The sequence below is a fragment of the Paenarthrobacter sp. NPDC089322 genome (assembly GCF_040684895.1).
Classification (GTDB): Bacteria; Actinomycetota; Actinomycetes; order Actinomycetales; family Micrococcaceae; genus Arthrobacter.
The window spans coordinates 45,913-61,677 of record NZ_JBFBGW010000005.1 but is presented as its reverse complement, the minus strand read 5'-3'; the positions used below and the strand labels follow the sequence as shown (position 1 = coordinate 61,677).

Below are 15,765 nucleotides of genomic sequence, written 5' to 3'. Positions count from 1 at the left end.
ATTGCCGTCGGTTCATTATCGCTGAATTTCAGTCAGTGCGGCGACTTTGCGGATCCGACGGTCGACGAGCCGCTGCAACGGTTCGCTGGCCACCATCAGCAGAAGGGGCAGGTTGCCGAGGCCGGGCATCACGAGGGCAAGGATCAATGCAGCAAGGAACAACCCGGCAACGATGACCCCGGCCATGATCCCGGACCTTTCCGCGATCGGATCGAGGTCATGGAGATCCGGGTGTGTCCGAAGGTAGATGCGGGCCAGCAGGAGCAGGAGGCTCGTGGCGAAAAGGGTTCCGATATAGACCAGGGGTTGAACCCGGTCCGGATGCATTTGCGTGGACAACGCAGTTGCCACCGGCATCCAGACGATGGTGAACATCCACGCGATCGTCAGCCACAAGAGACCGCCGTCGACGTGCCGGACAGTGCGGAACAAGCGGTGATGGTGCACCCAGAACACCGCAATGAGGACAAAACTGAGGGCGAACCCGAGCAACGAGTACTGCTCGTGGGCAAGCCATTCAGCGGTGGTACCTTCCTCGTCCGCGAGATCGCCGACGCTTTCCATCAGGGGAAGGATCAACAACGTCAACGCGATCGCCACCACTGCATCGGTAAACGCCTGCAAACGCTCCGGTGACGACAGCTCCCGGCTTTTGGCGACCTGTGTCATGCCTCCGATTGTAGGTGTTGCGTTCCTGGTTTCAGCCGGGTTGCTGCCGCGGGCGGTGAACGACGGCGGTGACCACCGCCGTCGTGACGGCCAGGACGATGACGGTCACCGCGAGGGCCGGCCACCCAAGCGCTTGGAAGGCCAGGCCGCCGGCCCACCCAATAACGCTGGATCCTAGATAGTAGGAAAGGTTGTAGAGCGAGGCAGCTTGGGCACGGCCGGTCGTGGCGATGGCGCCTGTCCAGCCGGACCCGACGCTATGGGCCGCGAAGAACCCGCCGGTAAAGACGACGAGCCCTGCCAAGGTGGCCGCCAGGTTGTCCACCAAGGTGCATGCCAGTCCGGCAGTCATCACGGCAATCCCGCTGAGCAGCACCTTGCGGCGCCCGAAGCGGGTGGTGAGCCCGGCAGCCCACCGTGAGCTCACAGTGCCGGAGAGATAGGCCAGGAAGATGAGGCTCACCACTGTGGCGGGAAGCCCGAAAGGCTCGGCGTGAAGGCGGAACCCCAAGTAGTTGTATACCGCCACAAACCCGCCCATGAGCAGGAAGGCCTGCAGGTACAGAGCCAGCAGTTTGGGGTTTGAGGCATGGCCGCCCAAGGTCCGCAGTGCTCCGCGGAGACCCACGGCAGGAGCCGGCTTGAAGCGGCGCTGCTTGGGCACCAACACCAGGAACAGTATCGCGGAGACGGTGGCGAGCAGGGAGACGGCCAGTGCGGCAGCCCGCCAACCCCAGAGTTCACCGACCGGCCCCGCCACCAGGCGCCCTGCCAAGCCACCCAATGTGGTGCCGGCGACGTAGCTTCCCGCGGCCAGCGCAGTGTGGATCCTGGTGACTTCTTCGTTGAGGTAGGCAATGGCAATCGCCGGGATTCCGCCGAGGGCCATGCCCTCCAAGGTGCGCAAACCCAGCAGCAGGGGCACGGTAGCGGCGAGAGGAACAAGCAGTCCCAGCAACGTGGCCGCGGCAATCCCGATGGCCATGGCACGCACGCGGCCGATCCTGTCTGCGACAAAAGACCACGGCAGAACGGTCACTGCGAGTCCGACAGTGGCAAGGGAAATACTGAGGGCGGCATCCGCTGCCGAAATCTGCAGGTCGCTGGCCATCAAAGGCAGGACCGCCTGGGTCGAGTACAACTGCGCGAAAGTCGCTACGCCTGCCAATGCCAAGGCGGCCAATACGCGTCGGTATCCGGCAGAGCCCTTGACGTGGCCATCCCAGGCGGCGGATTCGCTCACCGCTGCTTGTGCATTACTCACCAACCCAGAGTAGGCAGGACGTGACTACCCGTTCCAATGCATGATTTGCTGGTAATTCATGCACTGATGCATCACTCCTGCCTACTTCAACCGGCACTCACCCGAAGGAGAACAGATGGAACCCGACCACCACCAGCTGGTGCAACTCCTGCCGCTGTTGCCGGTGCTGGCAGAGCTGGGACGCACCGAGCACATGACCGGGACGGCAGAAATTCTTGGGGTCCCGCAGTCGACAGTGAGCAGGGCAGTAGCGCGGGCAAGCGCCATTGTGGGCATGGACCTCCTGGTCCGCGACGGCCGGGGGATCCGCTTGACGCCTGCCGCCAGGACACTCCTGCCCTACATCGAAGCCGCCTTGGAGGACTTTCAGGCGGGGTTGGACAGGGTCAGGCACGAGTCGGACGTGGTACGGGGCCGTATCGGAGTTTCCTTCCAGCACACGTTCGGCGAAGCCACCCTTCCCCTTCTGATCAGTGCCTTCCGCGCACGCCACCCACATACCGTTTTCGAGCTCCGCCAAGGGCCGCGGGACGATTGCCTGGCGGAGCTTGCCAAGGGCGACGCCGATTTCGCGCTGACCGCGCCGATCGCGCCGGAAGGCAAGGGGATCCGATCGCTGCCCCTGTACAGGGAGCCCCTGCGCGTCGTCCTGCACTACCGTCACCCACTCGCCGGCCGTGCCAGCGTTCACCTGTCCGAACTCCGCAATGATCCGTACGTAACCTTGCCCGAGGGCGTCGGGCTGCGGGCTTTGGGTGAAGCTCTCCTGCGGGAGGCCGGTTTTCGCCCACGGACCGCCTTCGAGGTTCAGGAATCAACCACCGTGCGCGGTCTGGTATCCGCGGGCCTCGGGTACAGCATCCTGCCACCCGCCGGGCCCGGTTCCGGCACCGGCCAGTTCCTTCCGGAGGCGGAGTTGGGGCTGGTGGAAGTACCCATTGAGTCTGACCTTGCGTTCCGCCAGATTGGCATCGCCTGGCGTGAACGCACCTACGAGCCCGACGCCGTGCGGCTGTTCCGGGAGCTCGTGGCTAGGGAAGGCGAAGAGCTGCTGGCCGAGCTTGTCAGAGCCCGCTCAGGAAATCCCTGACAACGTTCTCGGCAGATCCGTTCCGCGCAGCCTTCCACCCGGTTCCGGCCCACAAATTAAGCCGCTCGGGATCCCCTGCCGCGGAGGCTGCAGCGCGAATGGGTGCGGTCAGGTGGTGAATTGCCGGGTACCCTTCCGGTGCGTCCCGGTGGTCGCGGACGAACTCGTTCACCAAGGACCGTGCCGAGCGGCCCGTAAAGGCCCTCGTCATGGCCGTCTCCGTGAAACGAGGATCGCCCAAGGCATCCTTGTGCGCTTGCCTCGCGCCGCTTTCCTCTGTCCGCACCAACGCGGTGCCCACCTGCCCGGCCGCCGCTCCGGCAACCAGGACCTCCTTCAGGGTCGAACTGTCCATGATTGCCCCCGCCGCGATCAGTGGAAGGTCGACGGCGCCACGCACTTGGGCGACCAGTCCCGCCGTCGTGCCGGCTGCTTGGGCACCCGTTGCACCGGTGCCGGCGGGCAGGAAAGCTGCCGTGTGTCCGCCTGCCGAGGTGTGCTGGACTGCGATGGCGTCCGGCCCTTCTTCCGCCGCCGCCAAGGCTTCGGCAACACTGGTCACGCTGGAGATCACCGCAGTACCAGCCTTCTGGAGGGCCTGAACTACGGACTTTCCCGGCAAGCCAAAGGCGAAGCTCACGAACTCCACGGGATCGGCCAGCAGGGCATCGATCTTGTCCCGCCATGCGTCGTCGTCATCGAAGCGAACGGCAGGCACGGAGGCACCGTATCGTGCGGCCTCCGATTCCAGCTCTGTCCGGTACGACTCCAGCCTTGCCCGCGCATCGGGGCCGGGGGACAGCTGGACGGGGTCCGGGACAAAGACGTTCATGCCGAAGCGGATGCCGGCTGCCCGTGCAGCAACGATTTCGGCTGTCATGGACTCGGGACTCTTGTAACCGGCAGCGAGAAAACCAAGGCCACCACCGGCCTGGACGGCCTGAACGAGGGCGGGAGTCGACGTGCCGCCTGCCATGGGGGCTGCAATAAACGGGGTATCAAACAGGGACATGCGGTTTCTCCTCCGGACGCTCCAAGCTAGTCTTTCACGGTGAACAATCGTGACTCTGCCCAGCATTCCCCGGCGACCCAGGATCTTGGCGGCACCGTGATCGGGCTCGACATCGGCGGAACCAAAACGCGCGGCGTCCGGTTCGAGGACGGTGTGGCCGTGCGCGACGAGAGCTCCGGCAGCTCCAACGTCCAAAACGTCAGCCGCGCCCAAGCGGTGGCGAATCTCGCCGAACTCTTCGGCAAGATTGGCGGAGGAGACATTGACGAGGTCTATGCGGGTGCGGGCGGAATCGACACGGACGAGGATGCGCAGGCGCTCGCCGACCTCATTGCTCCGCACGCGCCTGGAGCACGCATTACCGTAGTCCACGATTCCCGGCTGCTTTTGGCCGCGGGAGGGGCCAGCACGGGCGTGGCGGTGATCGCGGGAACGGGCTCAGCCGCTTGGGGAAGGAATGCTGCCGGTGAAGAAGCCCGGGCCGGCGGCTGGGGATATCTGCTGGGTGACGAGGGAAGCGGCTACTGGCTGGGACGCGAAGCAGTGCGCCACAGCCTCCGGCGGATGAACCAAGGCCTTGAACCGGACACGCTGAGCCGGTCGCTGCTTGCAGCGTGCAGCATCGATGAGCCCGGCAAACTGATTGCCCTGTTTCATTCACCGGAAACCGGACGGCGCTTTTGGGCGCAGCAGGCGCGGCTCGTGGTGGAGGCTGCGGACGCGGGCGACGAGACAAGTGCACGGCTGGTGGACCAGGCCGGCAAGGACCTGGCCGACTTGGCTGAACAGGCCGTTCGCCAACTCGGACTCGAGGGCCCCGTGATTCTTGGCAGCGGACTCGGCATGAATGTCCGCAGATTGCAGGAGGCGTTCAAGGCGAGTCTGGCCGAAGCCGGGATCGTCGACGTCCGGATCCTGGCGCAGGACCCCGTGTTTGGAGTGCCCCGCCTTGTGGCCGAGCAGCGGGCTTAGCCCCGCGTCCGCGGACGCAGTTTGACGCCGGGCAGCGGCGGAGCCGGAATGCGCCCGGCTTCCGGTCCCGCGTCCGGCCCGTGGCCGTGGACGTAGCCGAAGCGTGAGTTGGCGGCAGCGTCGTCGTCGAGCAGGCCTTCCGCCTCCCACTCCTCACGTGCCTGTTCGACTTCCTCATGCGTACGGCCCACGAAGTTCCACCACATCAGGAGGTCCTCCCCGAAGGGTTCGCCGCCCAGGAGCATGAAACGTGTGTCGGGTTGCGCCTCGACAGACAGGGTTGGCCTCCCGGCACCAAGGTAGGCGAGAGGTCCGGGCTCGATGTCTTCACCGTCGATGACCAGATGGCCGTCCAGAACCAGCACCGCGTGTTCGAAGTCCGGCCGCAAGGGGAGCTGCAGCGCACCGGAACCGGTGATGTCTGCTCCGACGATCGGGCTGAACATCGTTGCCGGGGAGCGCCTACCCGCAAACTCACCCACCATGACGGTTGCTGTGTAGCCTTCGCCAACGGCCACCGGCAGTTCCCGATGCTGTTCGAAGGACGGCTCCCGATGCCGGTGTTCGTCGGGGAGGGCTACCCACAGTTGGAGTCCGCGGGAGAGGGGAATTTCCGGCTCCGCCGTACGGGACCCATCCGTGCCCGCGGTGGCAGAGGCAGCGGGGATGACCGAAAATTCAGAATGCGAGATACCGTTGCCCGCGGTCATGATGTTCAGTTCGCCAGGCCTGACAATGACGTCGCTGCCCACGCTGTCCCGGTGCCGGACGGCTCCTTCCAGCGGCCAGGTCACGGTCTGGAGGCCGCAGTGCGGGTGGGGGAGGACGCTCATGGCCACACGGTCCGGACCAAAGCTGTCCAGGAAGCACCAGGCACCAACCGTCGGCAAGCCGCGCTGAGGCAAGGTGCGGAACACATTCATCGCACGGACGCCGCCCAGCGGCACTTCCCGCTCCGGCCATAATTGGACGCACGGTCCCTGTCCTTCGGGGGCGGCAGGACAGACCTGTTCGGCAGGAGCTGTATCCAGATTGGTCATGTGTTCGTCACCTGTGCATAAATGTTGGAAATTGAGCTAATCTGTTCCGTGTGAACAACGCCCTCTTGAGCTACCACGACGCCGTCCTCTACCGTTCGGGTGAACCGTACCGCATCCTCGCCGGAGCCATCCACTACTTCCGTGTCCACCCGGAGTTGTGGCAGGACCGGCTGCGTCGGCTCAAGGCCATGGGGGCCAACACTGTGGACACCTACGTCGCGTGGAACTTCCACCAGCCTAAGCGTGATGAGGCGCCGGACTTCACAGGATGGCGGGATCTTGGCCGCTTCATCGATCTCGCCGCCGAAGAGGGGCTGGACGTCATTGTCCGGCCCGGCCCCTATGTTTGCGCAGAGTGGGATAACGGAGGCTTTCCGTCGTGGCTCACGGGAATCCCCGGCATCGGTTTGCGCTGCATGGACCCGTTATTCACCTCCGCCATCGAGCAATGGTTCGATCAGTTGCTTCCCATCGTCGCTGCCCGGCAGGCATCCACCGGTGGCCCCGTCGTAGCCGTCCAGATCGAGAACGAATACGGCAGCTACGGGGACGACCACGACTACATCCGCTGGAACCGCCGGGTCTTGGAGGAGCGTGGAATCACGGAATTGCTCTTCACTGCCGACGGCGGAACCGACTACTTCCTTGACGGCGGCTCCGTCGAAGGCACGTGGGCCACCGCAACACTTGGCAGCCGTGGCGACGAAGCCATTGCCACGTGGCAGAGGCGCCGCCCGGGCGAGCCATTCTTCAACGTGGAATTCTGGGGTGGCTGGTTTGACCACTGGGGCGAGCATCACCACCGCCGCGATGCAGAGGATGCCGCCGCAGAGGCACGCAAGATGCTGGATTTGGGCGGGTCCCTCTGCGTGTACATGGCGCACGGCGGGACGAACTTTGGCCTCGGATCAGGAAGCAACCACGACGGCGCCGTGCTCCAGCCAACAGTGACGAGCTATGACTCCGATGCGCCCATTGCCGAGAATGGTGCCCTCACGCCCAAATTCCATGCGCTGCGCCGGGAGTTCTTCCGTGCCCAGGGCATCGATGAACTACCCGAGCTCCCTGCCGGGTTGCTGGCTGAGCCACCGGTTCTCCCGGCGGCGTCCCTCAAGCTCACGCCAGGGCGCGAACTCCTGGACCTCGTGCGGGAAGCAGGCAAACCGGTCGCCAGCGTGAAGCCGCTCACCTTCGAGCAGTTGGGGCTCGACGGCGGTATGGTCCTCTATGCATCCGAGGCCATCCTGCCGGGACGCGCTGATGCACCTGCCGAAAGCCGCCTCAAAATCGCCGGACTTAATGACCGCGCCTATGTGTGGGTCGATGGCGACTACCGTGGAGTGCTGGACGACGTGAACGCGGCGGAGGGGCTGGCCGTCACCGGAACAGGCGTGCCCGCCAGGGTGGAGATCCTGGTGGAGAACCTGGGTCGCATCAACTATGGGCCGCTGACCGGACATGGCAAGGGAATACTGGGCGGCGTCCTCATCAACCAGCGCTACACCTTCCACTGGACGCAAACACCCGTCGCCCTGGCCGAATGGACCCCGGATGACCTCGACGGCTTGGCCGGCGCGGAATTCGATGCAGCCGCACCAGCGGATACGTACATTGCCCTCCCCGATTCGGGCAAGGGATTCGTCTGGCTCAACGGCTTCCTCCTGGGACGGTACTGGGACAGGGGTCCGCAAGTGACCTTGTACGCTCCGGCGCCCCTGGTAAACGCCGGCCGCAACAGCATCAAGGTGCTGGAACTTGGCAAGGCGGGGACCGTCGTCGAGCTTCGCCAACAGCCGGACCTTGGTCCGGCGGAGGCCGGCCATATAGCTGCAGCTGATCTTCAGTAGTGGCTGTGCGCGCCAAGCAGCGAACTAAGCTGGCACCATGAGCCTCCAATTCGATACGCGCCCCGCTGCCTACGCCGTCATCATCGAGGAAGGCCGGATACTGCTCGCCTATTGGAAGCAGGACGGCAAGGAAGGGTGGACCCTGCCGGGCGGCGGACTGGATTTGGCAGAGCACCCGGTGGACGGGTGTCGACGCGAAGTGTTCGAGGAAACCGGTTACGTGGCCCGCATCGAGCGCATGTTGGGCATCGACGTCGGCCACTGGCCCAACGAGGAGCGCGCGGACGGCACGGTCCGGGACTTCCAGGCCCTCCGATTGGTGTACGAAGCCACCATCGTTGGCGGGGAACTGACGCACGAGGTGGATGGCAGCACCACCCACGCGGCATGGATCTCCTTGGACGACATTGAAAAGCTCAACCGGGTCTCCCTGGTGGATGTCGCGCTACGGCTGCACCACGAACGTCCCGCGGACGGGAAACTCACGGAGGAACACGCCCCAACGCCCTAGCCAAGGCCACAGCGTTTGGCTACGCTGTAAACCGTTGCCGGCTCATTTCGTTGCCGGCCCGGATGCCAAGGAGGTGGATTTGATGATTGTCAGGATTTCGCGCGCCCTGCACGCAGTTGCGGCGCACCGTCAGCTCATCACCATCCCCGTCCCGGCATCCGCCTGCCACAGCTAGGCGGCCGGGCCTCAGCAGAGGCTACCCCTTGAATACTTCCGCCGCTTCAGGCAACTCTTCACTTACTTCCACCTCCGCAAGCACCCTCAACGGGCCATCGGAGTACGGCTTCACCGCAACAACAGCGGACTTGTTCCTGGCGAACCCGGCGCCGCATGGCCAGCATGGCAGCAGCCCCGGCCGCGTGGTCCGCCTCGACAGGAACCGTGTCCTGGTCGCGTCGAACAGCGGCCTGGTGCACCTTCCCTATCCGGACCACGGTCTGGTGCCGGCGACGGGAGACTGGGTGTGGCTGGGCCACAACCGCGCGGGCGAGCCGGCCGTCGTCGAGGTCCTTCCCAGGCATTCGGCACTCAGCCGGAAACGGGCGTTCGAATCCTCCTCCGAGGAGCAGATCCTGGGCAGCAACATCGACGTCGTAGCAGTTGTGGTCCCCATGGACCGTCCCCTTACCCACAACCGCCTGGAGAGGACGCTCGTGGCCGCCTGGGATTCCGGGGCCACGCCACTGGTGGTCATCACCAAAGCGGACCTCGCCGATGTTGCCGACGACGTCGTCAGTGAGGTGATTCTCCAAGCGGCCGGGGTGGACGTCATTACGACGTCTGCGGAACAGGGCGATGGCCTGGATGAGCTCAGGCAGCACATCCCCGCAGGGGCCACCCTCGTCCTGCTCGGACCCTCGGGTGCCGGAAAGTCCACGCTCATCAACGCGCTCGCGGGCCGGGACCTCCAACAGACGGGCGCCGTCCGTACCGGCGACGGCAAAGGCCGCCACACCACCACCTCACGGGAGCTGGTACCGCTGGCAGACGGGGCTGTGCTCATGGACACCCCGGGGGTGCGCGGCTTCGGGCTCTTCGACGCCGAGGATGGTGTGGACGAGATGTTCGGTGATCTCGATGAATTGTTTGCCCTGTGCCGGTTCGGCGATTGTTCCCATCAATCCGAGCCCGGCTGCGCGGTGCAGGACGCGCTCGTGGACGGGACCTTGGATCAGCGCCGTTGGCAGAGCTACCTCAAACTGCAGCGGGAACTCGCCGCCCTGAGCCGTAAGCATGATGCCGCAGCGCGCCGGGCCTACCAACGCGAATGGCACCAGAAGGTCATGTCCGCCGACAGGGGGCAACGCGCTGTGGAACGCTACCGGCATGACCAGGCAGCTGAGCGGAGCGGCAAACGGCGTAAACGTTGAACATTGCCGATTCATTACGGAATCCGCGCCGTCGCTGACATCGTCGGTGCCGCTGGCTACGCTGGGTGAAGATCGGCTTTGGAGCCTGTAAATAAGCGTGCTTATGATCGTTTGGCTCTATCCACCGATGTCGCCGACCACAGATAGGTAAGCCCGGTATGGCCGAAGCCATGATTGAGTTCCAGAGCGTGACCAAGCGGTACCAGGGCGGACAGCCGGCGGTGGACAACCTCAGCATGTCCATCGACAAGGGTGCCATCACGGTCTTCGTTGGTCCTTCAGGCTGCGGCAAGACGACGTCCCTGCGCATGATCAACCGCATGGTGGAGCCAAGTGCAGGGACCATTACCGTTGCAGGTGAAGACGTGTCACATGTCCCGGCGCCGCAGCTTCGCCGCTCCATGGGCTATGTCATGCAGTCTTCAGGCCTGCTGCCGCACCGCTCCGTGCTGGACAACATCGCCACCGTCCCGCGGCTCAACGGCGTTTCGAAGGCCGATGCACGCAAACGCGCAGCGGAACTCCTCGACGTCGTAGGGTTGGCTGCCGGTCTCGGCAAACGGTACCCGTCGCAATTGTCGGGCGGCCAGCAACAGCGCGTAGGCGTGGCGCGGGCCCTGGCCGCCGATCCGCCCGTGCTGCTGATGGACGAGCCGTTCAGTGCAGTGGATCCCGTGGTGCGCGACGAACTCCAGCAGGAACTCCTCCGACTCCAGCGTGAGCTTGCCAAGACCATCGTCTTTGTCACCCATGACATCGATGAAGCCACGGTCCTGGGGGATAAGGTGGCCGTCTTCGCCGTCGGCGGCAAACTTGCCCAGTACGCCGCGCCGGAGGAGATCCTGCGGGCGCCGGCCAACGATTTCGTCGCTGCTTTCGTGGGCCGCGACCGCGGCTTCCGGCACCTCGCCTTCGATGTCGCGGACTCCGTTGAACTGCACCCGGTGCCCATGGTGGGCCTGTCCGATGGTCATCAGGCGGGCCACCACACCGGCGAATGGGCCTTGGTGGTTGATGACGACATGCGGCCGCTGGGATGGTCGTCTCCCCGGGATGGGGCCGGCCTGATCCCTGGCGGTTCGCTCTTCCGCAAGGGCGATACGCTGCGCCGCGCCCTGGATGCAGCGTTGTCGTCACCCTCGGGACTGGGCGTAGCCGTGGACGACGACGGCAGGGTTGCTGGAGTGCTGAAAGCGCCGGAGGTCCTTGCCCTCATCGAGGAAGTGCGGCATCACAGGGAGGATGCCACCTGATGGAGTGGTTCCTCGATAACAGCGGCATGGTGTTCGGATTGGCCGGCCAGCACTTGGTGCTGGCCGTTATCCCCATGCTTCTTGGCCTGCTGATCTCGATACCCCTGGCTCAGCTTGCCCGGAGGAACAGTACGTTGCGGTCCGTGGTCGCCACAGCCACATCTTTGCTTTACACCATTCCCTCCCTGGCCTTGTTCATCATCCTGCCGACGATCCTTGGCACCCGCATCCTCGATCCCCTCAACGTGGTGGTGGCACTGACGATCTATGCCGTCGCCCTGCTGGTCCGGGCCGCCATGGATGCCTTTGACTCCGTTGACGACGATCTCCGCAGCGCCGCCGTCGCGATGGGGTTCAAACCCCTGGCACGCTTCTTCCAAGTGGATCTGCCCTTGTCCCTCCCGGTGCTCTTTGCCGGACTTCGCGTGGTTTCCGTCAGCAACATCTCGTTGGTCAGCGTTGCGGCCCTCCTGGGCGTAGGAAACCTCGGCATCCTGTTCACGGACGGCTTGCAGCGGACATTCGTCACCGAGGTTGTTGTGGGGATCGTCGCCATCTTGATTCTGGCCTTGGTCATGGACGCGGTGTTGGTTGTCCTGGAACGGCTTTTGACGCCGTGGACCCGGGCGGCAGGCAGCGGGAGCGACCGCAGGGACGGCACGGCCCTGCTCACTGAACCGAAGTCCGGCCCTGGGCATCCACAGGCTTCCGCCGTCCCACCAAGTGCTGCCCGTCCGGATCCGGGGGTGTCGGCATGAGCAACGTTTTTACGGACACCATCGCCTGGCTGACCGACCCCGCGCGCTGGTCAGGGAGCGGTGGCATACCCACCCGCCTTTTCGAGCACTTGCAGTACAGCGCTCTGGTACTGGTCATTGCCGCAGCCATTGCTGTTCCCGTGGGGCTCTACATCGGCCATACAGGCCGGGGTCGCGTAGTTGCCGTTGCACTCGCGGGTGCCTTGCGTGCTCTGCCCACCCTTGGCTTGCTGGTTCTCTTCGCCCTTTTGGCAGGGAGCGGTCTGATGCCGCCTGTGTGGGCCTTGGTGATCCTGACCGTGCCGCCGCTGCTGGCAGGAACCTACGCAGGCATCTCCAGCGTTGACCCCACCGTGGTGGATGGCGCCCGGGCCATGGGCATGACGGAACTCCAGATTCTTTTCCGCGTAGAGCTGCCCAACGGCCTCCAGGTGATGTTCGGCGGCATCCGTACCGCGGTGCTTCAGGTGATCGCCACGGTCTCGGTGGTTGCTTACCTGCCACTGGGCGGCTTGGGCCGCTACCTTTTTGATGGCCTGGTCCTGCAGGACTTCCCCCGGATGCTCGGTGGTTCGCTGCTCATTGCAGCCCTTGCCATCGCCGTGGACCTTATGCTTGCCGGCATCCAACGCCTCGTCCTTTCACCCGGCCTCACCCTCGACTCAAGCGGACGCCACACGGCGGCCGACGATCTCACAGCCACAGCTCCCCCAGGGGCTGCCGTTCAAGGAGGTACAGCATGAAAAACCCCGTCCCCATGACTCTCACCCGCCGTGGACTCGGTGGCCTGGCGGCAGGCCTCGGTGTCGCCCTGGCCTTGAGCGCCTGCGGTGGCAGCCCCCTTGCGACGCCATCCACCTCTGCCGGTACCGGTTCCGCCGCCGGCGGCTCGCTCGTGGTGGGGTCAGCTGACTTCCCGGAGAGCCAGGTCATCGCCGAAATCTACGCCGGAGCCCTCACCGCGGCCGGCGTCACAGCCACCACCAAACCGAACATCGGTTCCCGCGAAATCTACTTCAAAGCCGTACAGGACGGCTCGGTGGACCTTGTTCCGGACTACTCCGGGAATCTGCTTTCCTACGTGGACACCGAAGCCACGGAGGTCTCGGCCGAGGACGTCTACAAGGCACTTCCGGGCAAGCTGCCGGACGGGCTGGCTGTCCTCGAGCCGGCGAAGGCCGAGTCCAAAGACGCCATGGTGGTCACCAAAGCCACCGCTGAGAAGTATCAGCTCAAGTCCATCGAGGACCTGGCCAAGGTCTGCAAGGAGCTGACCATGGCAGCTCCCGCCACGTTCGAGACCCGGGCCTACGGCTTCCCCGGGCTGAAGAAGAACTACAACTGCGAACTCAAGGGCCTGCAGCCGTTCAACGACGGCGGTGGAAACCTGACGCTCCAGGCCCTGTTGGAGGACAAGGTCCAAGTGGCAGATATCTACACCACCACCCCCTCCATCGCGGACAACGACCTCGTGGTGCTTGAAGACCCCAAAAACAACTTCAAGGCCCAGCAGGTCCTTCCGCTGTACAACGAGTCGAAGATGACGGACCAGGCCAAGGACGCCCTCAACAACGTGTCCAAGATCCTGACCACGAATGACCTCATCAACCTCAACCGCGCCGTCAGCGGCGACCAGAAGCAGAGCCCCAAGGACGCCGCGGCCGCGTGGCTGAAGGAAAAGGGCATCGTCAAGTAGCGCTTGACGCAAACCGCGTACGACGGCGGTGACGGACCCGTGCGGGCCTGTCACCGCCGTCGTCGTCTCTGTGAGTTAAGTCTCAGCGGAAGTCCATCACCTCTATGGCATATTTGATGAATGGCGAATTTCAAGCAGTCCACTAAGCTTCATAATGTCCTTTACGACATCCGTGGACCGATTCTTCAGGCCGCCCAACAGATGGAGGCGGAGGGTCACCGAATCCTCAAACTGAACATCGGGAACCCGGCGCCCTTTGGCTTTGAAGCGCCTGACGCCATCTTGGTGGACATGATCCGGCACCTGCCCAATGCCCAGGGGTACAGCGATTCGCGGGGCATTTTCTCGGCGCGCACCGCAGTTTCGCAGTACTACCAGACGCGCGGCATCCAGAACATCCACGTGGACGACATCTACCTCGGCAACGGGGTCAGCGAGCTGATCACCATGTCCTTGATGGCTCTGCTGGAAGACGGTGACGAAGTCCTGATTCCCACCCCGGACTACCCGCTGTGGACGGCATCCGTGGCTTTGGCAGGCGGCCGGCCGGTGCACTACCTGTGCGACGAGGACACCGGATGGCAGCCCGATCTTGAGGACATGGAATCAAAGATCACTGCTCGTACCAAGGGCATCGTGGTCATCAACCCGAACAACCCCACCGGTGCGGTATACCCCGAAGAGACACTGAAAAAGATTGTGGCGTTGGCCGAGAAGCACGGGCTGGTGCTGTTCGCCGACGAGATCTACGAAAAGATCCTCTACGAAGACGCAATTCATGTGAACCTCGCCGGACTTACGGGAGACGACGTTCTCTGCCTCACGTTCAGCGGGCTCTCCAAGGCCTACCGTGTCTGTGGCTACCGGGCGGGCTGGATGGCCATTTCCGGTCCCAAGAAGGACGCTGCCGACTATCTCGAAGGCATCAACCTGCTGGCCAACATGCGTTTGTGTGCCAACGTCCCGGCCCAGCACGCCATCCAAACCGCGCTCGGCGGCTACCAGAGCATCAACGACCTCATCCTTCCGGGCGGCAGGCTCTTGGAGCAGCGCAACAAGGCTTACGACTTGTTGAACGCCATTCCCGGCGTGAGCACCCAGCAGGCCAGGGGCGCACTTTACCTGTTCCCCAAGCTGGATCCCGAGGTCTACCACATCCGGGATGACGAGAAATTCGTCCTGGACCTGCTGAAGGAACAAAAGATCCTGGTCTCCCACGGGCGGGCTTTCAACTGGGTACGTCCGGACCACTTCCGCATGGTGACGCTGCCCAACGTCAAGGATATTGAGGAAGCAATCGGCCGCATGGCGGACTTCCTGTCGAGGTACCCCGGCAACTAGCCTGTGATCCATGGCCTTGCCATGTGGGCGGGTCCCGGCAGAAAGGAAGTCCATGGCTATCGCCGTTGAGTTCGCCAAGAGTCCATCCGAGGTCTTGAGGATCAAGCAGGGATACACGCTGGAAAGCGTGGACCCCGAGTCCACCCCCGGCTACACAAGTGTCAAAGCCGACGGCCAGGCATTGCTGTCGGCACAGGACGACAGGCTCGCGGAGCTGCAGGAGATGCTCTTCGCCTCCGGCAGGTTCGGCAGCGAGAAGCGGTTGCTGCTGATTCTGCAGGCGATGGACACCGCCGGCAAGGGTGGGATTGTCAGCCACGTGGTGGGGGCCATGGATCCCCAAGGAGTGCGCCTGCACGCCTTCAAGGCGCCCACGGATGAAGAAAAGGCACACGATTTCCTGTGGCGGATCGAGAAGGAAGTCCCCGCTGCGGGCATGGTGGGCGTCTTCGACCGTTCCCACTACGAGGACGTGCTGATTCACCGCGTGCACGGATGGGCGGACCAGGAGGAACTGGAGCGCCGTTACACGGCAATCAACGACTTTGAAGCCCGATTGGCTTCCCAAGGCACCACCGTCGTCAAGGTCATGCTCAACATCAGTAAGGATGAGCAGAAGAAGCGGCTGATCGCCCGACTGGATGATCCTGCCAAGCACTGGAAGTACAGCCAGCGAGACCTTGCCGAGCGTGCCCACTGGGACGACTACATGAAGGCGTACAACACAGCCTTCCAGAAGACGTCCACGGATATCGCCCCGTGGCACGTAGTACCGGCGAACAAGAAATGGTACGCGCGCATTGCCGTGCAGCAGCTGTTGCTGGATGCCTTGGAACGGATGTCGCTGGAGTGGCCCAAAGCAGACTTCGATGTCGCCGCTGAGCGCGCACTTGTTCAGGAGTCTTGAACTGCCAGGTCCTGGACCGCGGGTTCCTTTGCACC

Annotated in this window: 15 protein-coding genes; 11 read left to right on the top strand and 4 right to left on the bottom strand. The window is 64.0% G+C overall.

All coding sequences use genetic code 11. From position 1 onward, the window contains the following. Positions 1-15: 15 nt before the first annotated feature. Together AB0N65_RS07490 and AB0N65_RS07485 are read right to left on the bottom strand one after the other, a co-directional pair. The gene (locus AB0N65_RS07490; RefSeq protein WP_364159724.1) at positions 16-669 is read right to left on the bottom strand and encodes a TMEM175 family protein; all 654 of its coding nucleotides are present in this window, start codon (positions 667-669) and stop codon (positions 16-18) included. Positions 670-700: 31 nt separating this feature from the next. Next, positions 701-1,912, bottom strand: a complete 1,212-nt coding sequence (locus AB0N65_RS07485; protein ID WP_364159722.1) for an MFS transporter — start codon at positions 1,910-1,912, stop codon at positions 701-703. A 136-nt stretch (positions 1,913-2,048) separates the two neighbouring features. On the opposite strand from AB0N65_RS07485, the gene AB0N65_RS07480 reads away from it, so the two are divergent. After that, entirely contained in the window at positions 2,049-3,023 is a 975-nt protein-coding gene (locus AB0N65_RS07480) for a LysR substrate-binding domain-containing protein (protein ID WP_364159720.1), read from the top strand. On the opposite strand, the gene AB0N65_RS07475 is transcribed toward AB0N65_RS07480, so the two are convergent. Beyond that, the gene (locus AB0N65_RS07475) at positions 2,998-4,035 is read right to left on the bottom strand and encodes a nitronate monooxygenase (protein ID WP_364159718.1); all 1,038 of its coding nucleotides are present in this window, start codon (positions 4,033-4,035) and stop codon (positions 2,998-3,000) included. The genes AB0N65_RS07480 and AB0N65_RS07475 overlap by 26 nt on opposite strands. A gap of 39 nt (positions 4,036-4,074) precedes the next feature. On the opposite strand from AB0N65_RS07475, the gene AB0N65_RS07470 reads away from it, so the two are divergent. Beyond that, positions 4,075-5,007: a BadF/BadG/BcrA/BcrD ATPase family protein gene (locus tag AB0N65_RS07470; RefSeq protein WP_364159716.1), complete on the top strand. Its 933-nt coding sequence runs from the start codon at positions 4,075-4,077 to the stop codon at positions 5,005-5,007. Here AB0N65_RS07470 and AB0N65_RS07465 read toward each other — a convergent pair. Beyond that, the gene (locus AB0N65_RS07465) at positions 5,004-6,047 is read right to left on the bottom strand and encodes a pirin family protein (RefSeq protein ID WP_364159714.1); all 1,044 of its coding nucleotides are present in this window, start codon (positions 6,045-6,047) and stop codon (positions 5,004-5,006) included. The two genes, AB0N65_RS07470 and AB0N65_RS07465, sit on opposite strands and share 4 nt — an antisense overlap. A gap of 50 nt (positions 6,048-6,097) precedes the next feature. Here AB0N65_RS07465 and AB0N65_RS07460 point away from each other — a divergent pair, with 50 nt between their 5' ends. The 9 genes from AB0N65_RS07460 to AB0N65_RS07420 all read left to right on the top strand — a co-directional run bounded on the left by AB0N65_RS07460 (position 6,098) and on the right by AB0N65_RS07420 (position 15,730). Continuing rightward, on the top strand, positions 6,098-7,894 hold the full coding sequence (locus tag AB0N65_RS07460) for a beta-galactosidase family protein (protein WP_364159712.1): 1,797 nt from the start codon (positions 6,098-6,100) through the stop codon (positions 7,892-7,894). A 37-nt stretch (positions 7,895-7,931) separates the two neighbouring features. After that, complete coding sequence (locus tag AB0N65_RS07455) at positions 7,932-8,405, top strand: NUDIX hydrolase (RefSeq protein WP_364159710.1); 474 nt, start codon at positions 7,932-7,934, stop codon at positions 8,403-8,405. Between the two features lie 203 nt (positions 8,406-8,608). Further along, complete coding sequence (gene rsgA, locus AB0N65_RS07450; protein ID WP_364159708.1) at positions 8,609-9,775, top strand: ribosome small subunit-dependent GTPase A; 1,167 nt, start codon at positions 8,609-8,611, stop codon at positions 9,773-9,775. A gap of 158 nt (positions 9,776-9,933) precedes the next feature. Then, positions 9,934-11,028, top strand: a complete 1,095-nt coding sequence (locus tag AB0N65_RS07445; protein ID WP_364159706.1) for an ATP-binding cassette domain-containing protein — start codon at positions 9,934-9,936, stop codon at positions 11,026-11,028. After that, positions 11,028-11,786: an ABC transporter permease gene (locus tag AB0N65_RS07440; protein ID WP_364159704.1), complete on the top strand. Its 759-nt coding sequence runs from the start codon at positions 11,028-11,030 to the stop codon at positions 11,784-11,786. Before AB0N65_RS07445 ends, AB0N65_RS07440 begins: the two co-directional genes overlap by 1 nt. Continuing rightward, complete coding sequence (locus tag AB0N65_RS07435; protein ID WP_364159702.1) at positions 11,783-12,529, top strand: ABC transporter permease; 747 nt, start codon at positions 11,783-11,785, stop codon at positions 12,527-12,529. The genes AB0N65_RS07440 and AB0N65_RS07435 overlap by 4 nt, the downstream gene beginning before the upstream one ends. Beyond that, positions 12,526-13,482, top strand: coding sequence for an ABC transporter substrate-binding protein (locus tag AB0N65_RS07430; RefSeq protein WP_364159700.1), 957 nt, complete (start codon positions 12,526-12,528; stop codon positions 13,480-13,482). The genes AB0N65_RS07435 and AB0N65_RS07430 overlap by 4 nt, the downstream gene beginning before the upstream one ends. Before the next feature lie 120 nt (positions 13,483-13,602). Further along, a complete protein-coding gene (locus AB0N65_RS07425) occupies positions 13,603-14,823 on the top strand; it encodes a pyridoxal phosphate-dependent aminotransferase (RefSeq protein WP_364159698.1) in 1,221 nt (406 codons plus the stop codon). 52 nt (positions 14,824-14,875) lie between these two features. Next, the gene (locus AB0N65_RS07420; protein WP_364159696.1) at positions 14,876-15,730 is read left to right on the top strand and encodes a polyphosphate kinase 2 family protein; all 855 of its coding nucleotides are present in this window, start codon (positions 14,876-14,878) and stop codon (positions 15,728-15,730) included. Positions 15,731-15,765: the final 35 nt, after the last annotated feature.

Excerpts from the sequence above, each read along its gene's own strand:
- AB0N65_RS07480 (WP_364159720.1), top strand. The coding sequence starts at position 2,049 with ATGGAACCCGACCACCACCAGCTGGTGCAACTCCTGCCGCTGTTGCCG.
- AB0N65_RS07465 (WP_364159714.1), bottom strand. The coding sequence starts at position 6,047 with ATGACCAATCTGGATACAGCTCCTGCCGAACAGGTCTGTCCTGCCGCC.
- AB0N65_RS07425 (WP_364159698.1), top strand. The coding sequence starts at position 13,603 with ATGGCGAATTTCAAGCAGTCCACTAAGCTTCATAATGTCCTTTACGAC.
- AB0N65_RS07490 (WP_364159724.1), bottom strand. The coding sequence starts at position 669 with ATGACACAGGTCGCCAAAAGCCGGGAGCTGTCGTCACCGGAGCGTTTG.
- AB0N65_RS07440 (WP_364159704.1), top strand. The coding sequence starts at position 11,028 with ATGGAGTGGTTCCTCGATAACAGCGGCATGGTGTTCGGATTGGCCGGC.
- AB0N65_RS07455 (WP_364159710.1), top strand. The coding sequence starts at position 7,932 with ATGAGCCTCCAATTCGATACGCGCCCCGCTGCCTACGCCGTCATCATC.
- AB0N65_RS07435 (WP_364159702.1), top strand. The coding sequence starts at position 11,783 with ATGAGCAACGTTTTTACGGACACCATCGCCTGGCTGACCGACCCCGCG.
- AB0N65_RS07475 (WP_364159718.1), bottom strand. The coding sequence starts at position 4,035 with ATGTCCCTGTTTGATACCCCGTTTATTGCAGCCCCCATGGCAGGCGGC.
- AB0N65_RS07445 (WP_364159706.1), top strand. The coding sequence starts at position 9,934 with ATGGCCGAAGCCATGATTGAGTTCCAGAGCGTGACCAAGCGGTACCAG.
- AB0N65_RS07430 (WP_364159700.1), top strand. The coding sequence starts at position 12,526 with ATGAAAAACCCCGTCCCCATGACTCTCACCCGCCGTGGACTCGGTGGC.
- AB0N65_RS07420 (WP_364159696.1), top strand. The coding sequence starts at position 14,876 with ATGGCTATCGCCGTTGAGTTCGCCAAGAGTCCATCCGAGGTCTTGAGG.